Below are 25526 nucleotides of genomic sequence, written 5' to 3' on the forward strand. Positions count from 1 at the left end.
GGCTCAGCCGGTGGCGCCCAGCCGGGCGTCCAGCGCGGCCAGGTCGGGCACGAACCAGATGTGGTCGTGCCGGTTGGACTCGGCCACCAGGGCCCGCAGCGCGCTGCTGGCGGCCAGGTGCGCGGAGATGTCGCCGACGACGACCAGCCGCAGCCGGTAGTTGACGAACTTCTGCATGATCTCGCCGGCGAAGCGGCTGCCCAGGGTGAAGAAGCTCGGGTCGAGGCGGGCGGCGGGCACCGCGACCACCTCGGCGCCGGCGAAGGCCGCGCCGATCAGGTCGAGCGCCGCCTCGGTGGTGGCCACCGGCGGGCCGGCCGGGTCGCAGACCAGCACGGGCACGCCGGCCCGGTCCTCCAGCACGTCAGGCATCGCCGGTCTCCGTCCGGGTGAGCAGGTCGTTGTCTCCCGCCAGCACGGCGTCGACCAGGTGCAGCAGGTCGGCGGTGGCGGCGGCGTCGCCCAGGATCACGATCTTCATGCGGTGGCGTTCCTCGTCGTGGACGGTCTGCACGCGCAGCGGGCGCGCGGGGTCGTGGTGGGTGTTGACGCCGGCCAGGACCAGCGTGGCCAGGCGGTCGGCCGCGGCCCGGTCCAGGCCGTCGACCTGCACGATGCTCGACACCTCCAGGGCGGGCGGGCCGTGCGCCGGGGCGGGCCGGCCGGTCAGCGCGTCCAGGTCGGCGCGGGCGATCCGGTACTGCTTGCCGATCCGCACCGCGCGCAGCCGGCCGTCGCGGATGTAGCCGCGCACGGTGCGCACGTGCAGCCCGAGCAGGTCCGCCACCTGCTCCACCGAGTACATGTCATTACCCATCGTTCCCCATGCTAGCGCGGTAAGGGAGTGATAGGGAAGTTCGTTGCCGCGACGCCGGCCGGTCACCCGGACGCCACCCGCGCGCGGCATACTTCCGGCGTGCAGCCCCGTCACGGCTATCTCGACGCCCCCGCCCCACTGGCCTTCGCCCACCGTGGCGGCGCGGCCGAGGGTGACGAGAACACCGCCGCCGCGTTCGCCCGCGCCATCGCCCTGGGCTACCGCTACGTGGAGACCGACGTGCACGCCACCGCCGACGGGGTGCCGGTGATCTTCCACGACGCCACCCTGCGCCGGGTCACCGGCGAATCCGGCCGCATCGCGGACCTGCGCTGGGCCGACCTGGCCTCGGTGCGCGTCGGCGGCGCCGCCGTGGTGCCCCGCCTCGACGAGGTCCTCGGCGCCTGGCCTGAGGTCCGCTTCAACGTCGACGTCAAGGCCGACGGTGGTGTCGTGCCGACCGTCGACACGGTGGCCCGCACCGGGGCCGGCGACCGGGTGCTGCTCGCCTCGTTCAGCGACGCCCGGCTGGCCCGGCTGCGCGCCCTGGCCGGGTCGAAGGTCGCCACCAGCCTCGGGATGCGCGGGGTGGCCCGGCTGCGGATGGCCTCCCTGCACGGGCGGCCGATGCGGCTGCCCCCGTCGGTGGTCGCCGCCCAGGTCCCCGTCCGGTACGGGCGCCTGCCCGTGGTCGACCGGCGGTTCCTCGACTACTGCCACCGGCTCGGGTTGCAGGTGCACGTCTGGACGATCGACGAACCCGCCGAAATGCACGACTTACTTGATCTTGGTGTGGATGGCATCATGACCGATCACGTCGGCGTGCTGCGCGACGTCTACCGCAGCCGCGGCCACTGGGCCGCCTGAACCTCGAGGACCCCGATGGCCGATACGGTTGCCCCCGCCGTCGCCGAACCCGCCCACCCGGGCAGCACCCGCCGCGAGCGCACCGGCTGGTACTTCTACGACTGGGCGAACTCCGCCTTCCAGACCACGGTGATCACGGTCTTCCTCGGCCCGTTCCTCACCACCGTCACCGAGCTGGCCGCGGGCTGCGAGCTGGGCGCCGACAGCTGCGACGGGGCCGTGCACCCGCTGGGCATCCGGGTCGCCGCGGGCTCCTTCTACCCGTACCTGATCTCGCTGTCGGTGTTCCTCACCGTGTTCGTGCTGCCGGTGGTCGGCGCGATCGCCGACCGGTCCGCGCACAAGAAGCGGCTGCTCGCCCTCGCCGCGTTCACCGGCGCCGCCGCGACCATCGGGTTCGCCTTCGTCACCGGCGACCGCTACCTGCTCGGCGGGGCGCTGTTCCTGGTCGCCAACATCTCCTTCGGCGCCGCCGTGGTGGTCTACAACTCGTTCCTGCCGCAGCTCGGCGGCCCCGACGACCGGGACGCCATCTCCAGCCGGGGTTGGGCCATCGGCTACCTCGGCGGCGGGCTGCTGCTCGCGCTCAACCTGGTCGCGGTCACCCTGCTCAGCGAGGAGGGCAACCCGCAGCGCACCCTCGACCTGGCCCGCTGGTCGATCGTCTCGGCCGGCGTCTGGTGGGCGGCGTTCACCCTGCTGCCGCTGCGCTGGCTGCGCGAACACCCCACCGCCGCGGCGCTGCACGGCGGCGGCAACGTGCTCACCGACGGGTTCCGGCAGCTCGGCCGCACCCTGCGGGAGATCAAGGCCTACCCGTTGACGCTGTTCTTCCTGCTCGCCTTCCTGGTCTTCAACGACGGCATCCAGACCGTCATCACCCTGGCCAGCCAGTACGGCACCGAGGAACTGAAGCTGGAACAGAGCACCCTGATCGTGACGATCCTGCTGGTGCAGTTCCTCGCCTTCGGCGGCGCGCTCGCCCTCGGCGCCCTCGCGCGGCGCATCGGCGCCTGGAAGACCGTGCTGCTGTCCCTGGTGCTGTGGACCGGGGTGATCATCGCCGCGTTCCGGCTGCCCGCCGAGGCGCCGGTGCCGTTCATGGTGCTGGGCGGGTGCATCGGCTTGGTGCTGGGCGGCAGCCAGGCGCTGAGCCGGTCGCTGTTCAGCCAGCTCATCCCCACCGGCAAGGAGGGCGAGTACTACGGCTTCTATGAGATCAGCGACAAGGGCACCAGCTGGCTCGGGCCGCTCGCCTTCGGCCTGGTGTTCCAGCTGACCTCCTCCTACCGGGTGGGCCTGGTCTCCCTGCTGATCTTCTTCGTGGTCGGGTTCGCGCTGCTGGCCGCCGTGCCGATCCGCCGGGCCATCGTCGCCGCCGGCAACACCCCGCCCCGGGTGTTGTGACGCTCGCCCGCGGTCCGCGCGGGCAAGATCCTTCCGCGTCGATGGGCTAGGCTGCCCCGACGTGACCGACGACGCCGCTGCCGCCCCGATCTGCCTGGCCCTCCCGCTTCCGGGCCCCGGCGACGACCGTGCCGGCGGCTGCGCCGCCGCCCGCGCCGTGAACGGCCGGCCGCTGCACGCCGCCGCGCTGAAGTTCTTCTGGGGGCCGATGGACTGCGGCAAGTCCACGATGGCCCTGCAGATGAACTACAACCACGCCCGGCAGGGCCGCCGCGGTCTCGTGACCACCCGCATCGACCGCTCGCTCGGCCCGCAGGTCACCACCCGCATCGGGCTGGCCCACTCCGCCGTCGAGGTCACCGACGAACTGGACCTGCGCGACCTGGTCCGCGACGCCTGGGCCGAGGGGGTACGTGTCGACTACCTCATCTGCGACGAGGCCTCCTTCTACGACCTGGCCCACATCGAGCAGATGGCCGACCTGGTCGACAACTTCGACGTCGACGTGTACGCCTTCGGCCTGGCCACCGACTTCCGCTCCTGCCTGTTCCCCGCCGCCCAGCGGCTGTTCGAACTCGCCGACGAGGTGGCCCGCATCCAGGTCGAGGTGCTCTGCTGGTGCGGCCGCGAAGGGCGGCTCAACGCCCGCGTCGTCGAGGGCCGGGTGGTGCGCGAGGGCGAGCAGGTCGTCATCGGCGACACCGTGGACACCGCCGACGTGCGCTACCAGGTGCTCTGCCGGCGCCACTACCGCTCCGGCGACCTCGGCCCGCGCGCCTGAGGCTGGTCCGCCGGGGTCAGAACGGGTCGCCGCAGACCCGCCACTTCCCGTCCTCCTGCACGATCGGCAGTTCCCGCTCCTCGCTGCCGCCGCCGTCGCGGGTCAGCCGCACCGTCACCGTGCCGCGCGGCCGGCCGCCCCGGGTCTGCACCGCCACGTCGACGATCTCGTAGCCGCTGACCTGCGGCGGGGTGCGCACCCAACTGCCGAAGCCGACCTGGCTCCACTTCCCGCGCGCCTGCCGGCACAGCTTGTCGTACGCCTGGTCGGTCTCCCCGGCGGCGACCTGGCGGAAGAACGCGTCGGCGGTGTCCCGCACCGGGCCGTTGGCCTGCAGCACCACCTGCACGTTCCAGACACCGAGCCCGGCCACCCCGACCAGGCAGGTGCCCAGCCCGAGGACGGCGACCAGCGCACCGGCGCGTACCGGCCGGCGGCGGCGCCGGGCCGGCCGGCTCCCCGCCCGTTCCCTGCCCATCACCACCGACGGTAAAGACTGGCGGGCCGGTCCGCAGGAAGTTGTGGCCGCCCGGGGGGCCGACGGCCGCCCGCAGTGATCCGCCGGATGAACCTGACAGCAGGTGGCAGGTACCTTCGGCAGACTGCCGGACATGACAGCGCACGCCGACCTCGCCATGGTCAACCTCGACAGCTCCGACCCGGCCGCCCACGCCGCGTTCTACTCCCGTGCCCTCGGCTGGGAGGTCACCCACAGCCAGGCCGAATACGCCATGATCAGTAAGGACGGGACCTCGATCGGCTTCGGCCTGGTGCCCGGATACGCGCCGCCGGCCTGGCCGGACGAGACCGGCGGCAAGCGCTACCACCTCGACCTCTACGTCGACGACGTGACGCTCGCCGAGAAGGACCTCGTGGCGGCCGGCGCGACGCGCCCGGACTTCCAGCCGGGCGGCGAGCGGTGGACCGTGCTGCTCGACCCGATCGGCCAGCCGTTCTGCCTCTGCCCCCGGCCGCAGGGCTGAGCACCGCCGCCGGCCCGCCGGGGGTTGCCCGGCGGGCCGGCGGGCCGGTCAGCGGAAGTCGGCGACGTGCCGCGCCGCCCAGTCGGCGAAGCCGCGCGGCGCACGGCCGAGCAGGCGCGCGACGTCCGGACTGACCCGCTGCTCGGCCGGCGACGGCGCGCCCAGGATGCTCAGGGTTGCCGCCACCACCGGCTCCGGCATGAACGCCAGCATCTGCTCCCGCGCCTGCTGCGGGGTCTGCTCGACGAACCGGACCGGCTCGCCGAGCGCCGCCGCGAGCGCCGCCACCCGCTCCCGCGGCGAGACCGCCGCCGGGCCGGTCAGCTCGTACGTGCCGCCGGCGTGGCGCCCGTCGCGCAGCGCGAGCGCCGCCACCTCGGCGATGTCGGCCGGGTCGACGCTCGGCAGCGCCACGTCGCCGAACGGCGCGTGCACCACCCGCCCGGCGCGTACCCCGGGCGCCCAGGCCAGGGCGTTGGAGTGGAAGCCGCCCGGCCGCAGCACCGTCCACTCCAGCCCGGACGCGCGGACCGCCTCCTCCTGACCCGGTGGATGGCGCTTCGTCGCCACGCCCTGTGAGGACAGCAGGACCACCCGGCGTACGCCGGCCTGCCGCGCGGTGTCGAGGATGGCGCCCGGGTCCGCGCCGCCGGCCAACTGCTCGCCGGTGAACAGCAGGAACAGTGCCTCAGCGCCGTCGAACGCCGCCTTCAGCCCGGCCGGGTCGGCCAGCTCGGCGCGGACCGCCCGGACGCCGGACGGCAGGTCCGCCGCCGAGACCCGCCGGGACACGGCCGTCACAGACTCACCCGCTGCGGCCAGCGCCCGCACCAACGGCCGTCCCACGTTCCCCGTCGCTCCGGTAACCACGATCATGATGTGCCCCTCTCGAATGTGCGATGTGAGCACGCTAATCGCCTGCGTATAGTAGGTACCTAGAGGAAAGTAACGGCGTCGGGAGGGAATGTGAGCAGCACCACCTGGCAGGCCCGCACGGGCGGCGACCCGGAACTGGCGTGCCCGATCGCCCCGGTGGTCGATCTCGTGTTCAGCCGCTGGACCACGCCGATCCTCTGGGCCCTGCACGAGTACGGCCGACAGCGCTTCGTCGAGCTGGAACGCCGTCTGGTCACCATCACCCCGAAGGTGCTCACCCAGCGGCTGCGGCAGCTCGAACGCGACGGCCTGGTGCTGCGCACCTACCACGCCGAGGTCCCGCCCCGGGTCGAATACGAGATCACCGAGCTGGGCCGCAGCCTGGCCCCGCTCTTCGCCCACCTGGCGCAGTGGTCCGCCGGCCACCTCGACCGCGTCGAGCAGGCCCGCCAGGACTACGACGCCCGCCAGCGGCCGCCGCGCGGGCGCTGACCGGTCACCGCAGCGGGCCCCGGGCGACCGCCGCACGCATCTCGGCCGGGTCGCCGGCCGGCACGTACTCCAGCCACCAGGTCGCGCCGGCCGCCGCCAGCTCCGCCAGGTAGGCCCGCTCGGCCCGCTCGTCGGGTCGCCGCCGCCGGCCGCCGATCGCCACGTCGAACCGCTGCCCGTCGGCGCGGACCGCCGGCAGCGCGGCGACCAGGTCCCCCACCTCGTCCGCGGTGAAGTCGGACCAGCCGGCCGTGTCGGTCAGCTTGTAGGGCACGATGCCGTCCGCGCGGGCGGCCCTCCGCAGCACGGCCCCGGCCTGCGCGCTGCCGCCGACCCAGACGGGCACCCGGGGCGACTGCACCGGCGCGGGCCGCAGGGCCACCGCCTCGGCCCGGTAGTGGGTGCCCCGGTGCGTGACCCGCTCGCCGCCGAGCAGCCCCACCAGCAGGTCGAGGCCCTCGTCGAGCATCGCGGCGCGGGTCTTCACGTCGGTCGGCTCGCCGAACGCGGCGAGCCCGCGGTCGGCCGGGTCACCGACGCCCACCGCGACCCCGGCCCGGCCCCCGGAGAGGTGGTCGAGGGTGAGCACCTCGCGGGCCAGCTTGGCCGGGCGGCGCCGGGGCAGCGCGGTCACGGTGGTGCCCAGCCGGACCCGGTCGGTGCGGCCGGCCATCGCCGCCAGCACCAGCCAGGGATCCCAGGTCGGCGGGTCGTCCCCGGCGTGGTGGATGAGGTAGTCCTCCAGGAACACGCCGTCCCAGCCGGCCCGCTCGGCCAGCTCGCCGAGCGCGACCAGGTCGGACACCGTCACCGAGGCGCCACCGCAGGAGATCTCCAGCCCGTGCCGCATCCCGGCACCCTACGGCCGGGGTACGACGGTCAGGCGGGGGACATCACCTCGAAGAGGTTGCCCGCCTCGTCGCGGAAGAACAGCCCCCGGGCGCACAGGGGATGGTCGGTGCGGCCGTTGTCCGGCGCCCCCGGCTCGCTGCCGTACGGCACGCCGGTGGCGCGCAGCCGGGCCAGGATCGCGTCGAAGGTGGCCGGGTCGACGTCGAAGGCCAGGTGGTGCCCCTCCGGCGCGGGCACGCTCATGAAGTCCAGGGTGAGCTGGTCGTTGACCCGGACCGGGGCGAAGTGGCCGTGCCGGCCCGCGGGCGGCAGCACCGGCAGGCCCATCACGTCGGCGAAGAACCGGGCGGCGGCGTGATGGTCGCGGGCCGGGACGATGGTGTGGTTGAGGGTGACGGTCATCGGCTCTCCTCCGGGGCGGCCAACGCGAGCGCGCCGTGCAGGAACAGGTCGACCAGCTCGGGCGGGGTCGGCCGGTCGGCCGCCAGTGGTGGGCGGCCGGGCAGCAGGACGGCGAGGAACAGGGCGGCCAGCCGGTCGGCCGGCAGTCGCAGCCGATCCCCTTCCGGCGCGAACAGGGCGGCGACCGCCGCCCGGGTGGCGGTCGCCGCCTCGTGGCGTGCGGCGCCGTCGCGCGGAGGGTGGTTCCCGGTCGCGGTTCGCCGGGCCCGGCCGGGGCGGCCGGCGGTGTGGGCGACGGCGATTACCGCGCCGAGCCGGTCCAGGTGGGCCAGCAGCGCCGTGGCGGCGGCGGTGAGCCGGTCGGCCAGCGGCCGGTCCAGCGGGATCGCGGCCAGCTCGGCGAGCACGGTGTCGGGGCGCAGCGCCTCGGCGACGGCGGCGTCGAGCAGGGCGTCCTTGTCGGGGAAGGCGCGGAACACGGTCGCCTCGCCGATGCCGGCGGCGCGGGCCACCTGGGCGGTGGTGACCGCGGCCCCGTGGGTGGCGAGCAGGGGCAGCGCCGCCCGCACGATCATCGCCCGGCGCTGGTCGGGGCTCATGCCGGGTGCCCGGCGTCGCGGTGGCTGTGGATCGGTCACGCCGACCAGCTTGCGGAGTGAGTACTCACTCCGTCAAGGGGCTATCCGCGCCGGCGGGCGCGGGCGGCCCAGATCGCGTACGCCGGGTCACGGTCCAGGTTGTGCCGGTCCCGGTCATAACGACGGGTGGTCCGCGGGTCGGCGTGCCCCATGGCGTCCTGCACGTCCTCCAGCGGCACCCCCTCGGAGCGGGCCGTCGTGGCGAACGCGTGCCGCAGCGAGTGCGGGGACAGCTTCGCCCAGGCGGGGATCCCGGCGGCCTGGGCGAGCCGGCGCACCAGCCGGAACACCGCGTGCCGGTCCAGCCGCCCCCCGGTCGCCGTGACCAGCAGTGGACCGGTCAGCTCCGGCACGGTCACCCCCTCGGTGGCGGCCCGCGCGGCCAGGTACGCGTCGATGGCGTACGCGGTGCCGGGGGTCAGCGCCCGCCGGCGTACCTTGCCGCCCTTGCCGACGAACCGGACGCTGCGGTGCCCGCGCTCGGCGCCCAGGTCGGCGAGGTCCAGCGAGACCAGCTCGCCGACCCGCAGCCCCAGGTCGGCCAGCAGGACGATGGCCGCCCGGTTGCGCGCGGCCGTCGGACCCGTGTCCGCGTCGGCGGCGGCGAGCAGCGCGTCGACCTCGTCGGGGGTGAGCCCGATCGTGGCCGAGTGGTCCCGGTCGACCCGGGGACGGTCCGCGGCGGCGACCGGGTTGGCCTCCAGCGCGCGCAGCTTGACCAGGAAGTCGTACCAGCTCGACAGGGCGGACAGGCGGCGGGCCACGGTGGCCGGGGTGAGCGGGCGGCCGCCCCGCCCGCCCGGCGTGGACTCCAGCTCGCGCCCGTAGGCGTTGACGTCGAGGAAGCTGGCCCGCAGCGGGTCGAGGCCCCGGCCGGCGCACCAGCTCAGCCAGCCGGTGACGTCCCGCCGGTACGCGTCGCGGGTGTGCTCGGACAGCCGCCGGTTGCGCAGCCACGCCTCGGTGAAATCGGTCGGACCCTCGCCCAGGGCGGCGGGCACCGACCCGCGGGGCAGCACCTCGGGACGCAGCATGTGAGAAAGGCTCTCAGCCGTCCGGGCGATTCGCGACGAGGCGCGCCCGAGCGATCTTCCGCCGCCACCAGCCGGCCGCGTCCTCGCCGGTGCCCGGTCGGCTTCTGCCCGGCCGGCGGGCCGACACGACCGGGCCGCCGGGCCGGGGCCGCCGGGCCGGGCCGCCGCGGCTTCTCCGGCGCGGGATACCGTCACGACGTGCGTGCCAGCCGCCTGGTCTCCCTGCTGCTGCTTCTGCAGACCCGGGGCCGGATGACCGCCCAGGAGCTCGCCGACGCCCTGGAGGTGTCGGTCCGGACCGTCTATCGCGACGTCGAATCGCTCGGCGCGGCCGGCGTCCCCGTGTACGCCGACCGCGGGCCGGCCGGCGGCTACCGGCTGCTGGAGGGCTACCGCACCCGCCTGACCGGGCTCACCGCGCCGGAGGCCGAGGCGCTGTTCCTGGCCGGCATGCCCGGTCCGGCCGCCGACCTCGGCCTCGGGCCGGTGGTGGCGGCCGCCGAGCTGAAGGTCCTCGCCGCGCTCCCCGACGAGCTGGCCGACCGGGGCGGCCGGGCCCGGCAGCGGTTCCACCTGGACGCGCCCGGCTGGTTCCGGCACCCCGAACCCACGCCGCACCTGGCCGCGCTGGCCCGGGCCGTGTGGGAGGACCGGCTGGTGGAGATGCGCTACCGGCGCTGGCGCGCGCCGCGCGAGGTGACCCGGGTGGTCGCCCCGCTGGGCGTGGTGCTCAAGGCGGGCCGGTGGTATCTGGTGGCCCGCTGCGACGAGCAGCTGCGCACCTACCGGGTCGGCGCGGTCCTCGACGTGGCGATCTGCGACGAGCGCTACGAGCGGCCCGCCGACTTCGACCTGGCCGACTACTGGCGGGAGTGGACCGAGCGCTACGAGCGGGACGTCTACCGCGACCGGGCCCGGATCCGGCTGACCGTGGCCGCGCTGGAGTTCATGCCGTACGTGTTTCCGCCGGAGATGAGCCGGGCGGCCCGCGCGGCGGCCGGCGAACCGGGCCCCGACGGCTGGCTGGAGACCACCGTGCCGATCGAGTCGGTGCGGCACGCCCACACCGAGCTGCTGAAACTCGGCGCGGACGTGGAGGTGCTGGAGCCGCCCGAGCTGCGGGACCGCCTCACCGCCACGGCGCACGCCCTGGCCCGGCTCTACCCGGCGGCCCCGGAGACGCCGGCGGGGGCGGCCGGTTCCCCGGCCACCCCCGCTCCCACGGTCCCGTGACGGCCTCGGGCGTCCCTCTCCCCCGGCGCGTCTGATCGGGCAACTCCCTGTCAGGCGCTGATCTCGCGGCGGCCGTTGCCCGCCGCGGTGACCGCGATCCGGCGCGGCTTGGCCCGCTCGGAGATCGGGATGCGCAGGGTGAGCACCCCGTTCTCGTAGCCGGCCTCCAGCTTGTCGGTGTCGAGGGTGTCGCCGAGGAAGAGCTGACGGGTGAAGGTGCCCATCGGCCGCTCGGCCGCCACCAGCTCGACGGTGTCGCCGCCGGCTCGGCGCCGCTCGGCGCGGACGGTCAGCACGTTGCGCTCCACCGTGCAGTCGATGCTGTCCGGGTCGACGCCCGGCAGGTCGAAGGCGGCGTAGAAGTAGTCGCCGTCGCGGTAGGCGTCCAGGTGCATGACCGCCGGCCGGGCCGTGGTGCCGAAGAACTGCTCGGTGAGCCGGTCGATCTCGCGGAACGGGTCGGTACGCATCAACATGGCCGTGCCTCCTCGGTTCTCCTGGCCGAAGGTTGTCAAGTTGAGTCTGGGCGACTCAAGTTCTCGATTTCTGTTTTAGCGCGACAGGGCGGCGTCGTCAACTCACGCCGGCGGTGGCGTCCCCGGGGTCAGGGTCGCCAGTAGACGCCGTGCTCGCGGGTGAGCAGCAGGTCGTCGATGAGGTAGCGGCGCAGCGACACGTGGTCGGCCTCGCCGCCCTCGCACCACCGCCGCAGCGCGTCGTCGACGGCCCGTTCCGGATAGCGCACGCCCGGCTCGAACGAGCGATCCGTGATGTGCTCCAGCAGCACCCGGCGGCGCCCGCGCTGGGCCGGCAGCCGGGTCAGCGTGCCGTCCCGCAGAAACGTGCGCAGGATCGTCTCGCGGGGGTTCGCGGCCGGTGCCGGCGACGGCGGGCCGCCGTCGCGGGCGAAGTCCCGCAGCCGCTCGCCGTCGACCCGCAGCCCGGCCCCGTCGTCGGTCAGCACGCCCACATCGGTGAGCCGGCGGACCGCGGTGGCGGCGTCCCGGGCGGACAGCCCCGTGCGGGACGCGACGGCGGGGAGGTCTCCGGCGCCGAGCACGATCGCGGCGAACACGGCGCGGCGGCGCTCATCGGCGAGCGCCCCCGCGAGGGCCTGTGCACTCATGACCGCAGCCTGCCAGCGCCCGCCCTCGGGCGGCGACGGATTTTCCGCCGACCGCCGGACACGCGTCACCCGCCGGCGGCTCGGCTCAGGCGGGGACCGGCGCGGCGAAGTCGACGTCGGCGGTGTCCACCGTGCCGGCGGTCCGGCCCGGCGCCGAGTGGAAGCGCCAGTAGAGGTTGGTGTGGGCGATGACCTGCTCCGGCGGCGGGGCGCCGTAGGCGGAGAGGTCCTCCGTGGTGTGGGCGTCGGCCACCAGCGTCGCGTCGTAGCCGCGGGTGATCGCGCCGTGCAGCGTCGAGCGGATGCACGCGTCGGTCTGCGCGCCGGTCACGACCAGCCGGCCGACGCCGCGCGTGGCGAGGACCGACTCCAGGTCGGTCTCCTCGAAGGAGTCGCCCCAGGCCTTGTGCACCAGCGGCTCGCTGTCGCGGCGCGCCAGCTCGGGCACGTACTGCCACTGCTCGCTGCCGGTGGGCAGCTCCTCGCTGCGGTGCTGCACCCAGACCACCTCGACGCCGGCCGCGCGGGCCCGCTCGACGAGGGCGCCGATGTTGCCGACCACCCGGTCCCGGTCGTGCGCGTGCCGCACGACGCCGTTCTGCACGTCGATGACGAGCAGGGCGGTGTGCGGTCGGTCGACGAGCGTGCTCATGGCGCCTCCCTGGACGGGCGTTGGCTGGTCGGTGACCAACCTAGCCCCGCCCACCGACATTCCGGCCGGTCAGATCCGGCCCGGCGGCGGCCCGGCCGCCAGGGTGACCCGGCGGAGCAGGTCGGACAGGACCCGTCGCTCGTCCGGGGCCAGTGCGCCGAACACCCGGAGCTCCTCGTCGCCGACCACCCCGATGGCGCGCCGCCAGGTGGCCCGGCCGGCGTCGGTGAGCTCCACGTCGATGCGGCGGCGGTCCACCTCGGACGGGATCCGCCGGACGAAGCCCCGGCGGACCAGCGCGTCCACCCGCGCGGTGATCGAGGCGGGCGCCATCCGCAGGTCACCGGCGATCTCCGAGGGCGCGGCCCGGCCGCCCCGGCCGGCGAGGGCGTGCAGGGTGCCGTACTCCTTCTCCTGGAGGTCCAGCTCGGCCAGCACCCGGTCCTTCACCTCGCGCAGATGCCGGCCGAGCAGCATCATCCGCACGACCGCCCCCTCCACGTCGGGGTCCAGGTCGGGCACCACGGGCAGCCAGCGTTCGATGTGCTGGTCGACGGGGTCGCGGTCGGTCACCCGACAACGGTACGCCGACGGCGAAATATTCGTTGTCGAAATATTCGACGTCGAAGTAGTCTGCGGAAGTGACGCATCCTCTCCGGCTCCGCGCCTTCCGACTGCTCTTCCTCGGCCGCACCGTCTCCGCGATCGGGGACGCCGTGGTGCCCACCGCGCTGGCCCTGGCCGTCCTCCGGGCCACCGGCTCGACCACCGCCCTGGCCGTGGTGCTCGGCTGCGCGATGGTGCCGCGACTGCTGCTGCTCCCCCTCGGTGGGGTGGTCGCCGACCGCTTCGACGCCCGCCGCGTCGCCCTCGGCACCGACCTGGTGCGCTGCGTCGCACAGCTGGTCGTCGGCATCGAACTGCTGGGCGGCGCCCCCACCCTGGCCCACCTCGCGATGGCCTCCGCCGTCGGCGGCGCGGCCTCGGCGTTCGCCATGCCGACCTCGTCCCCGCTGGTCGCCGGCACCGTCGGTGCCGACGGCCGGCAGCGGGCCAACGCGCTGATGGGCGCCACCGGCAGCGCCAGCCGGCTGGCCGGCCCCGCCCTGGCCGGGCTGCTGGTCTGGACCGTCGGACCGGGGTGGGCGTTCGTGCTCGACGCCGCCTCGTTCGCGGTGAGCGCCGGGCTGCTGGCCGTCATCCGGGTGCGGCACGTGCCCGTCCCGCACCGGTCGCTCCGCGCCGACCTGGTGTTCGGCTGGCGCGAGGTCCGCGCCCGCGACTGGTACTGGAGCAGCCTGCTCGCCCACGGCGTGTGGAACGGCGCCGCCGCGGTGCTGCTCACCCTGGGCCCGGTCGTCGCCGTGGACCGCCTCGGCGGCGAGGGCGTGTGGGTGCTGCTCCAGCAGGCCGGCGCGATCGGCCTGCTCGCCGGGTCGCTGCTCGCCGCCCGGGCCCGCCCCCGCCGGCCGGTGCTGCTGGGCAACCTGGCCCTCGCCGCGTACGCGGCGCCGTTGCTGCTGCTCGCCGCCGCCGCGCCCGCCCCGGTGACCGTGACCGCCTACTGCCTCGCGCTGATCGCCCTCGGCTTCCTCAACCCGGTCTGGGAGACCGTCGTGCAGGGCCAGTTCCCGCCCGAGGTGCTCGCCCGGGTCACCTCGTACGACTGGCTCATGTCGCTGGGCGCCATGCCGCTCGGGTACACCCTCGCCCCGCTCGCCGCCGGGGCCTGGGGCGCCCCGGTCCCCCTCACGGTGGCCGGGGCGCTGGTCCTGGTCGCCTGCGTCGGGACGGCCGCCGTCCCCGGCGTACGCCGGCTGGGCTGGCCGGCACCGACCCCGCCGGCCGCCGCGGAGCCCGCGCCGGCCGGACGCTGAGGCGGAGTGGTCAGAGCCGGTGCCCGGTGGTGGCGTCCACGTGCCCGGGCACCTCGTCGTGCCGCTCGCCGACACTGGACGTGCCGGACGGCTCGAACATCAGGATCGACGCGCCGTCCGGCGCGGACGGCCGGTGCTCCACCCCGCGCGGCACCACGAACACCGCGCCGCGCGGCAGCACCACCTCACGTTCCGCGCCGTCCGCGCCGTCGCGCAGGGCGATGCGCAGCTCACCGTCGAGGACCAGGAAGAACTCGTCGGTGTGGTCGTGGGCGTGCCAGACGTGCTCGCCGGCCACCTTGGCGATCCGGACGTCGTAGTCGTTGACGGTGGTGACGATGCGCGGACTCCACAGCTGGTCGAAGCGCGCCAGGGCGGCCGCCAGCTCGGTCGGCTCAGGATTCATCGGTCCATCCTCGCGCAGCGCCGCCGCTCACAGGGGACGGTGCATGACGTGCAGCCCCACCCGCCCGAGCGTGGGGTGCGCGAACGACTCGGGCACGGTGCCGACCACCGTGAAGCCGAGCCGCCGGTACAGCTCGACGGCGGCCGTGTTGGTCTCCACCACCGCGTTGAACTGCATCGCGGCGAAGCCCTGCCGCCGGGCCCAGTCCAGGGCGTGCTCGCACAGGGCCCGGCCGACCCCGCGGCCCCGGGCGGTGGCGGCCACCATGAAGCTGGCCGTGGCCACGTGCGCGCCCGGCCCCGACCGGTTGGCGCCCATCTTGGCGGTGCCGAGCACCGCACCGTCCTCCGCGGCGACCACCGTGCGGCCCGGCGGCCGTTCCACCCACACCTCGCGCGCCACCTCGGCCGGCCACGTCGGGTCGTAGGGGAACGTCTCCTGGGCGACGATGACGTCCTCGACGATCGGCCAGACCTGGTCCCAGTCACCTTCGGCGTACTCCCGGATGCGCATCCCGGGCACGCTAGCCGGGCGGTCGCCGGCCGGGTACCGATTTCCGTCCGCCGTCGCGGGGCAGCGCGAGGAGGCGGGTCGGGACCATCATGGACGGGTGGCCGAACCCGTCACCGACCTCGACCGCCCCGACGCCGGGGCGCCCGACGCGCCGACCACCCCGCCACCCGGCCCGCGCACCGCCGCGCCGTGGCTGGTCGGCGGGGCCGTCACCGCCGTGCTGCTGCTGCTCGCCGGCCGCTACGGCTACCACCGCGACGAGCTCTACTTCCTGCTCTGCGGCCGGCACCTCGACTGGGGCTACGTCGACCAGGGCCCGCTCGTGCCCGTGCTCGCCCGGCTGGCCGACACCGTCGCGCCCGGCAACCTGGTGCTGCTGCGCACCCCGTCGGCGCTGATCGCCGGCGCCTCCGTGGTGCTGGTCGCGGCGATCGCCCGCGGGTTCGGCGCGGATCGCCGCACCCAGCTGGCAGCCGCCGTGCTCGCCGCCGCGTCCGGGATCGTGCTGGCCCCCGGTCACCTGCTCAGCACCACCACCGTCGACCTGCTGGTCTGGCTCGCCGCCGCCTGGTGCGCGGTGCGGATGCTGCGCACCGGCGACAGCCGCTGGGCGCTCGGCATCGGCCTGGCGCTCGGCCTGGGCATGCTCAACAAGCTGCTGCCCGCGCTGCTCGGCGTCGGCCTGCTGGCCGGAGTGCTGATCGCCGGGCCGCGCCGGCTGCTGCGCGACCGGTGGGTGCTGACCGGCGCCGGCGTCGCCGTCCTGCTCGCCGTGCCCGATCTCGCCTGGCAGGCCGCGCACGGCTTCCCCCAGCTCTCGGTGGCCTCGTCGATCGCCGACGGCGACAGCTCCTACAGCGGCCGGCTCGACGCGGTCGTCCTCCAGGTGCTCATCATCAGCCCGTTCGCCACCCCGGTGTGGATCGCCGGCCTCGTCGCGCTGCTGCGCCGGCCCGGCTGGGCGGCGTACCGGGCGATCGGCTGGGCCTGGCTCGTGGTCTTCGCGATCGTGGTGCTCGCCGGCGGCAAGGGCTACTACGACGCCCCGCTGCTGCTCGTGCTCACCGCGGCCGGCGCGGTCGTGACCGCCGGCTGGGCGCGGCGCGGCGCGGCCCGGGCCCGCCAGGCGCTGCTTGCCACCGCCGCCGCCCTGATGGTCGCCAGCAGCGCGGTCCTCCTGCTGCCCACCCTGCCCGCCGACCGGCTGCCCGGCTTCGTGGTCGACGTCAACTACGACGCGGGCGAGACCATCGGCTGGCCGGCGTTCGTCGACTCCGTCGCCGCCGTGCACCGGGGCCTGCCACCCGAGGAGCGCGCCCGGGCGGTCGTGCTCACCGGCAACTACGGCGAGGCCGGCGCCCTGGCCCGCTACGGCCCGGCCCGCGGCCTGCCCCGGGCCTACTCCGGGCACAACAGCATGGCCGGGTTCGGCCGCCCGGCCGACGACGCCGACGTGGTGATCGCCGTCGGCTGGGAGCGCCCCGACCGGCTGCGCGCCTGGTTCACCGAGGTCACCGAGGCCGGCCGGATCGACCAGCGCGTCGACGTGGACAACGACGAGAACGGCGAGCCGATCTTCGTCTGCCGCGGCCTGCGCCGGCCCTGGTCACAGATCTGGGACAGTGAGGTGAGCCACGCCTCCTGAGCGGCGGGGGCACGGCCGCCGGGCGGCCGGTGGGGCCGGGCCATACTTGTCGCCATGCTCTGGGGTGTCAGCGGACCGCTCTTCCTCCTCGACTACCTGGGGGCGGTCGCCGTGGCCCTCGCCGTCGCCCTGGCGGCGCGGGAGCTGACCGGCCGGCGGGCCCGCGGCGCCGTCCCGGACGCCGTCGAGCTGGCCTACCTCACCGACCGTGCCCTGCTGGCCTGCCAGGTGGGCGTGGCCGCGCTGCACCGCGCCGGCGTCGTACGCCTCGGCGAGCTGGCCACCCTGTCGGTGGACGGCCCGCCGCCGCCCCGGTCGCCCGCGCTGGTCCGCGCCCTGCACGGCGCGCTGCGCCGGCCGCAGACCTGGGCCGCCGTGCTGGCCGACCCCGGCGTCGGCCGCGCGCTGCGCCGGCTGGTCGGCCGGCTCGTCCGGGACGGCTGGCTGCTCACCCCGGCGCAGCGGCGACGCATCGCGCTGGGCACCCTGCCGCTGTTCGCGGTCGCCGCCGTCGGGGTGACCCGGCTGGTGGAGAGCGCCGTCGAGGGGCGGAACGCGGGCGGGCCGGCCTCCGTGGCGGGCCTGCTGCTGTGCTGCCTGGCCACCGCGCTGAGCGGCTGGTGGCTGTGCGAGGTGCCGGAGACCGGCGCCGCCGCCCGCCGGCTGCTGCGGCGCCAGCGCCGGGAGCACGCCGAGCTGGACCCGCAGCGGCGGCCGACCTGGCGCGACCGGGGCGCCGACCAGCTGCTGACCGCGATGGCGCTGTTCGGGCCGCGCCCGCTGCTCGCCGTGGACCCGGGCTTCGCCGTGCAGGTCGGGGTCGACCCGGAACGCAACCGCCCCACCCCGGAGCCCAAACCCGCCCGCCGCTGACCGGACGGGCCGGCGCCTCCCCTGCCCGGCGCCGGCCCCCTCGGCTCAGCGCAGCTCGTCGGCGGAGCGGATCACCCGCGCCAGGTCCCGCACCTCGGGGTCCTCGGTGGCGGCGGCCGCCCCGTCCGCGATGGTGGCCAGGTCGGTCAACCGGACCGGCCCGTCGGAGCGGTCACCCCGCAGCGTCTCGGCGAACCAGGCCGCCGCGTAGCAGGCCCGCAACCACGGCGACGCCGCCGTGAAGCTCCCCTGCACATCGGCGACGGTGACCGACCCGTACGTCTCGGCCGGCGTCCGGTCGGCCGGGTCGGTCCAGCGCACCTGCACCTGGGCGATCCGGTCCGACGGGGACGCGCCCTCGGCGAGCCGGACCGCGTACAGCGCGGTGACGCTGTGCCCGGGGCCGACCTCGCCACCGTCGACCCGGTCGTCGCGGAAGTCCTCGTCGGCCAAGGCCCGGTTGTCGTAGCCGACCAGCCGGTAGGAGCGCACCGCCTGCGGCGCGAAGGTCACCTGCACCTTGGCGTCCAGCGCCCGCACGCTCAGCGTCGCCGGCAACTGCCGCACGAACACCTCGCGGGCCTGTTCCCGCTCGCTGACGTAGACGGCGAAGCCGTCGCCCCGGTCGGCGAGCTGCTCCATCAACGTGTCGCCGTAGTCGCTGCCCACGCCCACGCCGAGCAGTGCGATCTGCTTCTCCGCCTCGGCGCGCACCCGCCGCAGGATCGGTTCCGCGTCGGTGCTGCCGACGTTGGCCAGCCCGTCGGAGAGCACGATCACCCGGTTCGTCCGGCCGGGGCGGAAGCCGTCGCGGGCCACCCGGTAGCCGAGCACCAGGCCGGCCTCCAGGTTGGTGCTGTCCCGGGTGTGCAGCGAGTCGATCGCCGCGTGCAGCGGCCGCGCGTCGGCGACCGGCGTCATCTCCCGCACCACCCGGGCCTTGTTACTGAACTCGACCACCGCGATGGAGTCGGTGGGGCGCAGCTGGTCCACCAGCGTGTGCAGGGCGTCGCGCACCAGGTCGAGCCGGCCCGGCTCGCCCATCGACCCGGAGACGTCGATGACGAAGGTGAGCGCCGCGTCGGGGCGGCGTTCCCCGTCCTCGGCGCGGGTCTGCAGGCCGACCCGCAGCAGCCGCTCGTCGCCGCCGGCCTCGTGGGTCTCCGGCAGGCGGGCCCCGTCGACGTGCACCGCGAAGCCGTCGCCGGCGGGCTGCGGGTAGTCCTGGCGGAACGAGTTGACGAACTCCTCCGGCCGCACCGCGCCGCGCTCCGGCAGCCGGCCATCCATGATCAGCCGGCGGGCGTAGCCGTACGAGGCGGTGTCGACGTCGACGGCGAAGGTGGACAGCGGGTCGTCGGAGGCCCGGGTCCCGTCGCCGGACCAGGGGGCGGCGGCGTCCGGGCGGGCCGGCCCGCCGGCCGCGTCGCTCTGCTGCCCACGGGCCGGCCCGTGGGCCGTGCCGCTGCGCTGATCGCCGCCGTCGGCGGTGCAGGCGCCGACCGTCACGGTGGTGGCCAACGCCGCCAGCAGCAGCACCGACCGTCTGATGTGGACCATGGCTCCTCCGCGGGAATGGGGTACGGGTCGTGGTCATCGACGCAGGGCCACGACCCGCCGATCCCGCCGTGATCGAGCCGATACCCAAGCGCGACCGTCGTGACCGATCCGTGCGCGGGCCGTGACCTGAGCGGCCCCGGCGGGCGGCCCCTCGGCGGGCGGCGGCCCGGTGGATGCGGCAGAGTGGGCCCACGGCCGGCGGCGGCCGGTACGAGCAGGAGGTGAGCCGTGGACGGCCCGACCGGGGTGGTGTTCCCCGCGACCGGCGACGGCCGGCGCAGCACGACCGCGCTGGGGCGGGCGGTGGTCGCCGACGCCCTGCGCGCGGTGGACCCGGTCGGCGCCCGCTCCGCCGAGCACGAGACCGACTGGCGGCACGGCTACCTCGGCCACTTCCGCCGGCTCGTCGAGGCCGGCCTGCTCTCCCGCGAGGCCGCGCTCACCGTCGCCCGGGACGGGCTCGCCGGCCTGCACACCCGGATGCGCTACGTCCCCGCCGACGGCGGTGAGGTCGCGCTGGACGAGGCGTTCGGGCTGCCCGACGGTGAGCCGCCGCTGGAGACCGCCACGGTCACCGGCGCCGGGCCGGTGGAGCGCGAGCTGTCCGTGCCGTACCGCGGGCAGCGCCTGCGCGGCGACGACCTGCGCCGCCGCCTCGACGCCTGGGTGGACGCGGGTGTGATCGAGCCGAGCTGCGCCGAGGCCGTCCTCGCGGTGCAGGCCAACCCGGACTGGCTGGACCTGCGCGACCAGCGGATCGTGGTGCTCGGCGCGGGCGCCGAGATGGGCCCGCTGCCGGCGGTGCTGCGCTGGGGCGGCGACGTGGTCGCGGTCGACCTGCCCCGCCCGGAGATCTGGCGCCGCCTGCTGCGCACCGTCCACCGGCACGGCGGCCGGCTGCGCCTCCCGGTGCGGCCCGGCACCGGCGACGGCGACGCCGCCCTCGCCGAAGGCGCCGGCGCCGACCTGCTGCACCGCCTGCCGCAGGCGGCCCGCTGGCTCGACGGCCTGGACGGCCGGCTCGTGCTCGGCAACTACGTGTACGCCGACGGCGCGACCAACGTCCGGGTCGCCACCGCGGTCGACGCGCTCACCGTCCACCTGGGGCGCCGTCGCCCGGACACCGCGCTGGCCTTCCTGGCCACCCCCACCGACGTGTACGCCGTGCCCGCCGAGGCCGTGGCCCACGCCGAACGCGGGTACGCCGCCCGCGGCCTGGCGCGACGGTCGCTGCGGCTGCTCTCCGGCGGCCGGCTGCTGCACCGCAACTACCCGCCCGGCGCGGATCCCGGCGTCAACGACAGCCTGGTGCCGCAGCAGGGGCCGAACTACGCGCTGGCCAAGCGGCTGCAACGCTGGCGGGCGGCCGTGGCCCGGGACGCGGGCGCCACCGTGTCGTTCACCGTGGCCCCGCCCACCCGGACCCGCTCGGTGCTGCGCAACCGCGCTCTCGCGGCCGCGTACGCGGGGGCGCACCGGTTCGGCATCGAGGTGTTCGAGCCGGCCACCAGCAACACCCTCATGGCCGCGCTGCTCGTGCACGACCTGCGCACCGGCGGCGGGCCGGCCCAGGACCACCCGTGGCGGGACGAGGCGTACGCGGCGGCGCACGGCGGCCTGTGGCGGGTCCCGTACGCACCGCGCAGCGCGCTCGGCCTGGCCGTGCTGCTGGGGCTGGGCGGCGCACGGGCCTGACAGGTTTCCTTCTCTCGGGCGCCGGGAAGGCACCGACATGGCCGAGACCTTCGCAGATCAGGACCTGACCACCCTGCGGTCCATCGCGCGCGGGGCCGGAATAACGGACACCGAGCGCATGCCGCACGACGAGCTTGTCGACATGTTGCGCCGCGCGGGGCTGGCCGATCCGGACGCCCGGCCGGTGGACACGAGTCTGGCCGATCCGGGTGATCCGGGCGTGCCCGGCGTGTACCACGCGCAGGGCGTCGGACGGCGGGAGTCCGCCGGCGGCGCGGGCGGGCAGACCGCCGACTGGCCGGACCAGCCGACCGAGGATCCGGCCGGGCTGTCGGGGCTGCCCCGCAGCAGCCTGAGCCTGGGTGACGAGAGCACCGGCGGGCGCGCCGCCGAGGAGGCGATCGGCGCCCGGCCCGGGGAGTCCGGCACCGAGATCGACGACCGCACCGAGGACGACCGGGGCGTGCGGGGCGACATCGAGGATCCGGCCGGGCTGTCGGGGCTGCCCCGCAGCAGCCTGGACCTGGGTGACGAGAGCACCGGCGGGCGCGCCGCCGAGGAGGCGATCGGCGCCCGGCCCGGGGAGTCCGGCACCGAGATCGACGACCGCAACCAGCCCTGACCGGCCGTATCCGCGAGCCACCCCCGCAACGGGGTGGCTCGCGGAGCATTGTGGATGTTAATCCTGTTTAGTCGCTCAACGCACGTCTGTTCCGTCTGGGTCGAGCATGCCTCCTTTTCCGGATATGCGAATGGTGAAAGTTCAGCCCTTCCCCTCACCTTCGAATCGGGACATACACCCACAAGCTCCCCAATAGCCTCAGCCGGTGGCTTCTCGCATCTCGTTCGACGGGCTCCCCGGCGGTCCGCACCCTCCGATGACAACAGTCCCGTTCCGACCCGGCCGCCCGGTCTTCGTCGATGCCACCGGCGCCCGCCGGCAGCGGATCCGGCGCGCGGGCGTCCTCGTCGCGGTGGCCTCGCTGAGTTACCTGCCGATGGCCGCCGCCGCCCTGCTGCCGGGCCCGGCGACGCCGATGCTGCCCGGCCCGATCTCGGTCGGCGGCGCACCGAGCGGCGGAGCCACCCGCCCACCCGTCCTCGCCCCCTCGCCCGGGACCACGACGCCGCGCCCTGCGCCGCCGTCGACGGAACCCGCCGGCGTGCCACCGGCGCCGGCCGCCGCGCACCGCGCGGCCCGCACCGCGCGCCCGGCGCCGCGGCAGGTCGCGCCCGCCCCGGTCGTCGGGCCGCCGGCAGACCGGCCCACCACCCCGGCCACGTCGCCGACCCCACCGCCGGAGGACCCGGCGCCGCCGGTCACCCCGACGCCGCCCGCGACCACCGAGCCCGACACCACCCCGCCGACCGTGCCCGCCCTGCCCGGGACCGGCCCGGAGGTCGTCGGATGACCCTCCCGAACCGTCGCACCGCCGGCCGCTTCGTCGTCGCCTCGCTGGCCCTGGTGGTCGGGTCCGTGCTGCTGGTCGAGGCGTACGCGAACGCCGCCTTCCGCCCCGACCACGTCCGCGACGCCGAGGACCAGGTCACCGTGCCCACGGAGATCCTGCGCGGCGGGCCGCTGCTCGATGCGCGGGGCGACGAACCCCACACCTACCGGCTGCCCGCGCGGACCATCGCCCTCACCTTCGACGACGGGCCGGACCCGACCTGGACCCCCCGGGTCCTCGACGTGCTGCGCCGGCACCACGCCCCGGCCACGTTCTTCCTCATCGGGTCCGAGGTGGCCCGCCACCCGGACCTGGCCCGCCGCGCCGTGGCCGAGGGGCACGAACTGGGCGTGCACACCTTCACCCACCCCGACGTCAGCCTGCTGCCCGCCTGGCGACAGCGGATGGAGTACGCGCAGACCCAGATGGCGATCGTGCACGCCGCCGGGGTCCGCACCAGCCTGCTGCGCTTCCCGTACTCGTCGCTGCCCAGCGCCGTCGACGACGCGAACTGGCCGGTGATCCAGCGGGCCGCCGGGCAGGGCTACCTGACCGTGGTCAACGACCTCGACGGCGAGGACTGGGCCCGGCCGGGCGTGGACGCCATCGTGCGGAACCTGACGCCCGCCGGGGACGCGGGCGCCGTGGTGCTGCTGCACGACGCCGGCGGGGACCGGTCGCAGACTCTCGCGGCCCTGGACCGGTACATCCCGCTGATGCGCGCCCGCGGCTACACCTTCACCACGATCAGCGGGGGTCTGAACCGGGCCCGACCGGAGGCGGCCGCGTACGCCGGCAACGTCCGGGCGTCCACCGGGGACCGCTGGCGGGCCGCCCCGGTCTACTGGGCGATCCGGCTGGCCGACGGGATCCTGCGCGGCCTCGCCCTGCTCTTCGTGGTCGTCGGGCTGCTCATGCTGACCCGTACGCTGCTGCTGCTCCTGCTGGCCCGCCGGTTGGCCCGGAGCCGGCGGGTGCACCGCTGGCCCTGGGGGGTGACCCACGCGCCGGTCTCGGTCATCGTGCCGGCCTACAACGAGCGGGCCGGCATCGTCGCCACCGTCCGGTCCCTGGTCGCCAACGACCACCGCGGGATCGAGGTGATCGTGGTCGACGACGGGTCGACCGACGGCACCGCCGACCTCGTCGACTCCCTCGGCCTGCCCGACGTCCGCGTGATCCGCAAACCCAACGGCGGCAAGGCGACCGCCCTCAACACCGGACTCCTGTACGCCTCGCACGACATCATCGTCACCGTCGACGCGGACACCGTCTTCGAGCCGGACGCGATCCGGCGGCTCGTCGAGCCGTTCACCGACCCGCGCATCGGCGCGGTGGCCGGGAACGTCAAGGTCGCCAACCGGCACCGGCTGCTCGGCCAGTGGCAGCACATCGAGTACGTCATCGGCTTCAGCCTGGACCGCCGGTTCTACGAGAAGCTGGGCTGCATCCCCACCGTGCCCGGGGCGATCGGCGCCTTCCGCCGTCGCGCGCTGACCGAGGTCGGCGGGATGAGCGGCGACACCCTGGCCGAGGACACCGACGTCACCATGGCGGTCCTGCGCGCCGGCTGGCGCGTGGTGTACCAGGACCGGGCCCGGGCCTGGACCGAGGCGCCCGCCTCGGTGGGCGACCTGTGGCGGCAGCGCTACCGCTGGAGCTACGGCACCCTCCAGTCGATGTGGAAGCACCGCGGCGCCGTGCGCGACCAGGGCACGGGTCGCCGGTTCGGCCGCTTCGGGCTGCCCATGCTCGCCCTGTTCGGCGTGCTGCTCCCCCTGCTCGGGCCCGTGCTCGACCTGCTCGCCGTCTACGGACTGTTCTTCCTGGACACCACGAAGACGGCCGTGGCCTGGCTGGTCATGCTGGGCGTGCAGCTGCTCACCGCGGCGGTGGCCTTCAAGCTGGACCGGGAGCCGCTGCGCCCGCTGCTCACCCTGCCCATCCAGCAGTTCGCCTACCGCCAGCTGATGTACCTGGTGCTGGCCCGGTCCATGGTCACCGCGCTGACCGGGGCGCGGCTGGGCTGGCGCCGCGTCAAGCGGGCCGGCGAGGCGGTCGAGCCGGCGCCCGTGCCGTCGGACGCCGGGGCACGGCCGGGCCGGGACCGCTGGTTCGACACCCTGCGGGCCCTCGCGCTGGGCCGGGTCATCGCGTACCACATGTTCGGGGCCGCCTGGCTGAGCTTCGTCTTCCCCGCCATGGGGGTGATGTTCGCCCTCGGTGGCTCCCTGATGGCCCGCTCGCTGGACCGTACGCCGGAGCGGGCGGTCAGCGGCCGGCTGCGTCGCCTGCTGCCGGGGCTGTGGGCCCTGGCCCTGGTGCTCCTGCCACTGATGCTCTGGCACGGCTGGTCCGACCGGCCGGCCTGGCCGGCGCTGCTGAGCTGGGCGGTGCCGCTGGTGCAGCCGCCGGGCAGCGAGTGGGCGGCGGACGTGACCGGGGTGCTCTGGTACCTGGTGACGTACCTGTGGCTGGTGCTGCTCTCCCCCGCGATGCTGGCGCTGCACCGGCGGTGGCCGCTGGTGTCGGTGGCCGTGCCGCTGGCCGGCGTGGTGCTGCTCCAGACCGCGGCGCCGGGGTTCGACGGGCCGGTGGAGTCGGTGCTGACCGACCTGGTCACGTTCGCCGCCTGCTGGCTGGTCGGCTTCGCACACCAGGATCGCCGGCTGCGGCGGCTCCCGCTGCCGGCGCTGCTCGGTTTCGCGGCCCTCTGCCTGGGCGTGGGCGCCGGCTGGCTGGCCACGCATCCGGAGGCGGGACGCGACCTCAACGACATCCCGGTGGCGCAGGCGTTCTGGTCGCTCGGATTCGTGCTGGTGCTGCTGCGCGCCGCGCCGCCGATGGGCTGGCTGTCCCGGCTCCGGCCGCTGGACCGGCTGGTGACCGCGCTGAACAGCCGCGCGCTGACCATCTACCTCTGGCACAACGCCGCCATCGCGGTCTGCTTCGCCGTGGGCGACCTGATCGGCGTCTGGCGGGTCGGCCAGGTGGGCTACCTGGCCGTGGCCCTGGTGCTGATCATCGGCCTGGTGCTGGCCCTCGGCTGGATCGAGGACCTCAGCGCCCGGCGGCCACCCCGGCTGCTGCCGTGGCCCCGCCGCACGACCGGTCGGCGGACGGCGGCACCGCCCGTCTCGCGTCCCACCACGGTGGAACGCGAACCAACCCCGGTGAGGATGTGAAGCCGTGCAACACGCACATTCAAATCGTCATAACCAGTTAAAAATGTCGCATACTTGACTCACGTTGGCGGGCGGCCACCGGGCCCGCCGCCACCGGAGACGGCGTCACCGCGGGCCGGCAGGCCACGGCGGCGCGAAGGCGGTGATTGGGGTGATCACCG

Annotated in this window: 27 protein-coding genes and 1 pseudogene; 13 read left to right on the plus strand and 15 right to left on the minus strand. The window is 75.5% G+C overall.

All coding sequences use genetic code 11. The annotated features are described in order from the left end of the window. Positions 1-3: 3 nt before the first annotated feature. Entirely contained in the window at positions 4-372 is a 369-nt protein-coding gene (locus tag ABZ452_RS23360; RefSeq protein WP_357946532.1) for a DUF4180 domain-containing protein, read from the minus strand. Continuing rightward, on the minus strand, positions 365-817 hold the full coding sequence (locus ABZ452_RS23365; RefSeq protein WP_357946534.1) for a helix-turn-helix domain-containing protein: 453 nt from the start codon (positions 815-817) through the stop codon (positions 365-367). Before ABZ452_RS23365 ends, ABZ452_RS23360 begins: the two co-directional genes overlap by 8 nt. 99 nt (positions 818-916) lie before the next feature. Between ABZ452_RS23365 and ABZ452_RS23370 the strand changes: the two genes are divergently transcribed. The 3 genes from ABZ452_RS23370 (at position 917) to ABZ452_RS23380 (ending at position 3872) form a co-directional block, all read left to right on the plus strand. Beyond that, positions 917-1684, plus strand: a complete 768-nt coding sequence (locus ABZ452_RS23370) for a glycerophosphodiester phosphodiesterase family protein (protein ID WP_357946537.1) — start codon at positions 917-919, stop codon at positions 1682-1684. Between the two features lie 15 nt (positions 1685-1699). After that, a complete protein-coding gene (locus ABZ452_RS23375; RefSeq protein WP_357946540.1) occupies positions 1700-3091 on the plus strand; it encodes an MFS transporter in 1392 nt (463 codons plus the stop codon). Between the two features lie 157 nt (positions 3092-3248). Beyond that, positions 3249-3872, plus strand: coding sequence for a thymidine kinase (locus tag ABZ452_RS23380; RefSeq protein WP_262284294.1), 624 nt, complete (start codon positions 3249-3251; stop codon positions 3870-3872). Between the two features lie 16 nt (positions 3873-3888). Here ABZ452_RS23380 and ABZ452_RS23385 read toward each other — a convergent pair whose 3' ends face one another. Continuing rightward, positions 3889-4350 carry a hypothetical protein gene (locus ABZ452_RS23385; protein WP_357946542.1) on the minus strand — a complete coding sequence of 154 codons (462 nt, stop codon included), beginning with the start codon at positions 4348-4350 and terminating at the stop codon, positions 3889-3891. 133 nt (positions 4351-4483) lie between these two features. Here ABZ452_RS23385 and ABZ452_RS23390 point away from each other — a divergent pair, with 133 nt between their 5' ends. Then, positions 4484-4855, plus strand: coding sequence for a VOC family protein (locus ABZ452_RS23390; protein WP_357946544.1), 372 nt, complete (start codon positions 4484-4486; stop codon positions 4853-4855). Positions 4856-4903: 48 nt separating this feature from the next. Here the strand turns inward: ABZ452_RS23390 and ABZ452_RS23395 are convergent, their stop codons facing one another. Then, the gene (locus ABZ452_RS23395; RefSeq protein WP_357946547.1) at positions 4904-5731 is read right to left on the minus strand and encodes an NAD(P)H-binding protein; all 828 of its coding nucleotides are present in this window, start codon (positions 5729-5731) and stop codon (positions 4904-4906) included. A 90-nt stretch (positions 5732-5821) separates the two neighbouring features. On the opposite strand from ABZ452_RS23395, the gene ABZ452_RS23400 reads away from it, so the two are divergent. Beyond that, a complete protein-coding gene (locus ABZ452_RS23400) occupies positions 5822-6223 on the plus strand; it encodes a helix-turn-helix domain-containing protein (RefSeq protein ID WP_357946550.1) in 402 nt (133 codons plus the stop codon). Positions 6224-6227: 4 nt separating this feature from the next. Here ABZ452_RS23400 and ABZ452_RS23405 read toward each other — a convergent pair whose 3' ends face one another. The 4 genes from ABZ452_RS23405 to ABZ452_RS23420 are packed head-to-tail and all read right to left on the minus strand — an operon-like array spanning position 6228 to position 9149. Continuing rightward, positions 6228-7073 carry an LLM class flavin-dependent oxidoreductase gene (locus tag ABZ452_RS23405; RefSeq protein WP_357946552.1) on the minus strand — a complete coding sequence of 282 codons (846 nt, stop codon included), beginning with the start codon at positions 7071-7073 and terminating at the stop codon, positions 6228-6230. 29 nt (positions 7074-7102) lie between these two features. Beyond that, the gene (locus ABZ452_RS23410) at positions 7103-7477 is read right to left on the minus strand and encodes a VOC family protein (protein WP_357946555.1); all 375 of its coding nucleotides are present in this window, start codon (positions 7475-7477) and stop codon (positions 7103-7105) included. Continuing rightward, positions 7474-8115: a helix-turn-helix domain-containing protein gene (locus ABZ452_RS23415; RefSeq protein WP_357946558.1), complete on the minus strand. Its 642-nt coding sequence runs from the start codon at positions 8113-8115 to the stop codon at positions 7474-7476. Before ABZ452_RS23415 ends, ABZ452_RS23410 begins: the two co-directional genes overlap by 4 nt. Positions 8116-8156: 41 nt before the next feature. After that, positions 8157-9149, minus strand: a complete 993-nt coding sequence (locus ABZ452_RS23420; protein WP_357946561.1) for a tyrosine-type recombinase/integrase — start codon at positions 9147-9149, stop codon at positions 8157-8159. A 198-nt stretch (positions 9150-9347) separates the two neighbouring features. Here ABZ452_RS23420 and ABZ452_RS23425 point away from each other — a divergent pair, with 198 nt between their 5' ends. Next, complete coding sequence (locus tag ABZ452_RS23425) at positions 9348-10382, plus strand: YafY family protein (protein ID WP_357946564.1); 1035 nt, start codon at positions 9348-9350, stop codon at positions 10380-10382. Between the two features lie 50 nt (positions 10383-10432). On the opposite strand, the gene ABZ452_RS23430 is transcribed toward ABZ452_RS23425, so the two are convergent. The 4 genes from ABZ452_RS23430 to ABZ452_RS23445 all read right to left on the minus strand — a co-directional run bounded on the left by ABZ452_RS23430 (position 10433) and on the right by ABZ452_RS23445 (position 12733). Then, on the minus strand, positions 10433-10858 hold the full coding sequence (locus ABZ452_RS23430) for an Hsp20/alpha crystallin family protein (RefSeq protein ID WP_357946567.1): 426 nt from the start codon (positions 10856-10858) through the stop codon (positions 10433-10435). Positions 10859-10986: 128 nt separating this feature from the next. Continuing rightward, a complete protein-coding gene (locus ABZ452_RS23435) occupies positions 10987-11508 on the minus strand; it encodes a DUF2087 domain-containing protein (protein WP_357946569.1) in 522 nt (173 codons plus the stop codon). Positions 11509-11593: 85 nt separating this feature from the next. Continuing rightward, positions 11594-12160, minus strand: a complete 567-nt coding sequence (locus tag ABZ452_RS23440) for an isochorismatase family protein (RefSeq protein WP_357946572.1) — start codon at positions 12158-12160, stop codon at positions 11594-11596. Positions 12161-12229: 69 nt separating this feature from the next. Further along, complete coding sequence (locus ABZ452_RS23445; protein ID WP_357946575.1) at positions 12230-12733, minus strand: MarR family transcriptional regulator; 504 nt, start codon at positions 12731-12733, stop codon at positions 12230-12232. A 68-nt stretch (positions 12734-12801) separates the two neighbouring features. Here ABZ452_RS23445 and ABZ452_RS23450 point away from each other — a divergent pair, with 68 nt between their 5' ends. Beyond that, a complete protein-coding gene (locus ABZ452_RS23450) occupies positions 12802-14037 on the plus strand; it encodes an MFS transporter (RefSeq protein ID WP_357946578.1) in 1236 nt (411 codons plus the stop codon). A gap of 10 nt (positions 14038-14047) precedes the next feature. On the opposite strand, the gene ABZ452_RS23455 is transcribed toward ABZ452_RS23450, so the two are convergent. Next, a complete protein-coding gene (locus tag ABZ452_RS23455) occupies positions 14048-14443 on the minus strand; it encodes a cupin domain-containing protein (RefSeq protein WP_357946581.1) in 396 nt (131 codons plus the stop codon). A gap of 27 nt (positions 14444-14470) precedes the next feature. Then, positions 14471-14956 (minus strand): GNAT family N-acetyltransferase, encoded by a 486-nt coding sequence (locus ABZ452_RS23460; RefSeq protein WP_357946584.1) that lies wholly within the window; start codon positions 14954-14956, stop codon positions 14471-14473. A 97-nt stretch (positions 14957-15053) separates the two neighbouring features. Here ABZ452_RS23460 and ABZ452_RS23465 point away from each other — a divergent pair, with 97 nt between their 5' ends. Both ABZ452_RS23465 and ABZ452_RS23470 read left to right on the plus strand, forming a co-directional pair. After that, positions 15054-16601 (plus strand): glycosyltransferase family 39 protein, encoded by a 1548-nt coding sequence (locus tag ABZ452_RS23465; RefSeq protein ID WP_357946587.1) that lies wholly within the window; start codon positions 15054-15056, stop codon positions 16599-16601. 54 nt (positions 16602-16655) lie between these two features. Next, the gene (locus ABZ452_RS23470; RefSeq protein ID WP_357946590.1) at positions 16656-17474 is read left to right on the plus strand and encodes a TIGR04222 domain-containing membrane protein; all 819 of its coding nucleotides are present in this window, start codon (positions 16656-16658) and stop codon (positions 17472-17474) included. 45 nt (positions 17475-17519) lie between these two features. Here ABZ452_RS23470 and ABZ452_RS23475 read toward each other — a convergent pair whose 3' ends face one another. Then, a complete protein-coding gene (locus tag ABZ452_RS23475; protein WP_357946593.1) occupies positions 17520-19034 on the minus strand; it encodes a von Willebrand factor type A domain-containing protein in 1515 nt (504 codons plus the stop codon). Positions 19035-19262: 228 nt separating this feature from the next. Between ABZ452_RS23475 and ABZ452_RS23480 the strand changes: the two genes are divergently transcribed. From ABZ452_RS23480 to ABZ452_RS23495, 4 genes and pseudogenes are all read left to right on the plus strand, one after another. Continuing rightward, on the plus strand, positions 19263-20729 hold the full coding sequence (locus tag ABZ452_RS23480) for a hypothetical protein (RefSeq protein WP_357946595.1): 1467 nt from the start codon (positions 19263-19265) through the stop codon (positions 20727-20729). 37 nt (positions 20730-20766) lie between these two features. Further along, a pseudogene (locus ABZ452_RS23485) lies at positions 20767-21111 on the plus strand (hypothetical protein); the annotation flags it as partial. A 445-nt stretch (positions 21112-21556) separates the two neighbouring features. After that, positions 21557-22141, plus strand: coding sequence for a hypothetical protein (locus ABZ452_RS23490; protein ID WP_357946597.1), 585 nt, complete (start codon positions 21557-21559; stop codon positions 22139-22141). Continuing rightward, positions 22138-25365, plus strand: coding sequence for a glycosyltransferase (locus ABZ452_RS23495; RefSeq protein WP_357946600.1), 3228 nt, complete (start codon positions 22138-22140; stop codon positions 25363-25365). The genes ABZ452_RS23490 and ABZ452_RS23495 overlap by 4 nt, the downstream gene beginning before the upstream one ends. Positions 25366-25526 lie beyond the last annotated feature (161 nt).

The sequence above is a fragment of the Micromonospora sp. NPDC005707 genome, assembly GCF_040631005.1.
Lineage (GTDB): Bacteria > Actinomycetota > Actinomycetes > Mycobacteriales > Micromonosporaceae > Micromonospora.

Bases quoted from the DNA above. Each gene is read 5' to 3' on its own strand.
- ABZ452_RS23460 (WP_357946584.1), bottom strand. From the start codon at position 14,956: ATGCGCATCCGGGAGTACGCCGAAGGTGACTGGGACCAGGTCTGGCCG.
- ABZ452_RS23390 (WP_357946544.1), top strand. From the start codon at position 4,484: ATGACAGCGCACGCCGACCTCGCCATGGTCAACCTCGACAGCTCCGAC.
- ABZ452_RS23495 (WP_357946600.1), top strand. From the start codon at position 22,138: ATGACCCTCCCGAACCGTCGCACCGCCGGCCGCTTCGTCGTCGCCTCG.
- ABZ452_RS23360 (WP_357946532.1), bottom strand. From the start codon at position 372: ATGCCTGACGTGCTGGAGGACCGGGCCGGCGTGCCCGTGCTGGTCTGC.
- ABZ452_RS23455 (WP_357946581.1), bottom strand. From the start codon at position 14,443: ATGAATCCTGAGCCGACCGAGCTGGCGGCCGCCCTGGCGCGCTTCGAC.
- ABZ452_RS23470 (WP_357946590.1), top strand. From the start codon at position 16,656: ATGCTCTGGGGTGTCAGCGGACCGCTCTTCCTCCTCGACTACCTGGGG.
- ABZ452_RS23405 (WP_357946552.1), bottom strand. From the start codon at position 7,073: ATGCGGCACGGGCTGGAGATCTCCTGCGGTGGCGCCTCGGTGACGGTG.
- ABZ452_RS23475 (WP_357946593.1), bottom strand. From the start codon at position 19,034: ATGGTCCACATCAGACGGTCGGTGCTGCTGCTGGCGGCGTTGGCCACC.
- ABZ452_RS23395 (WP_357946547.1), bottom strand. From the start codon at position 5,731: ATGATCGTGGTTACCGGAGCGACGGGGAACGTGGGACGGCCGTTGGTG.
- ABZ452_RS23435 (WP_357946569.1), bottom strand. From the start codon at position 11,508: ATGAGTGCACAGGCCCTCGCGGGGGCGCTCGCCGATGAGCGCCGCCGC.
- ABZ452_RS23440 (WP_357946572.1), bottom strand. From the start codon at position 12,160: ATGAGCACGCTCGTCGACCGACCGCACACCGCCCTGCTCGTCATCGAC.
- ABZ452_RS23385 (WP_357946542.1), bottom strand. From the start codon at position 4,350: ATGGGCAGGGAACGGGCGGGGAGCCGGCCGGCCCGGCGCCGCCGCCGG.
- ABZ452_RS23365 (WP_357946534.1), bottom strand. From the start codon at position 817: ATGGGTAATGACATGTACTCGGTGGAGCAGGTGGCGGACCTGCTCGGG.
- ABZ452_RS23375 (WP_357946540.1), top strand. From the start codon at position 1,700: ATGGCCGATACGGTTGCCCCCGCCGTCGCCGAACCCGCCCACCCGGGC.
- ABZ452_RS23420 (WP_357946561.1), bottom strand. From the start codon at position 9,149: ATGCTGCGTCCCGAGGTGCTGCCCCGCGGGTCGGTGCCCGCCGCCCTG.
- ABZ452_RS23430 (WP_357946567.1), bottom strand. From the start codon at position 10,858: ATGTTGATGCGTACCGACCCGTTCCGCGAGATCGACCGGCTCACCGAG.
- ABZ452_RS23410 (WP_357946555.1), bottom strand. From the start codon at position 7,477: ATGACCGTCACCCTCAACCACACCATCGTCCCGGCCCGCGACCATCAC.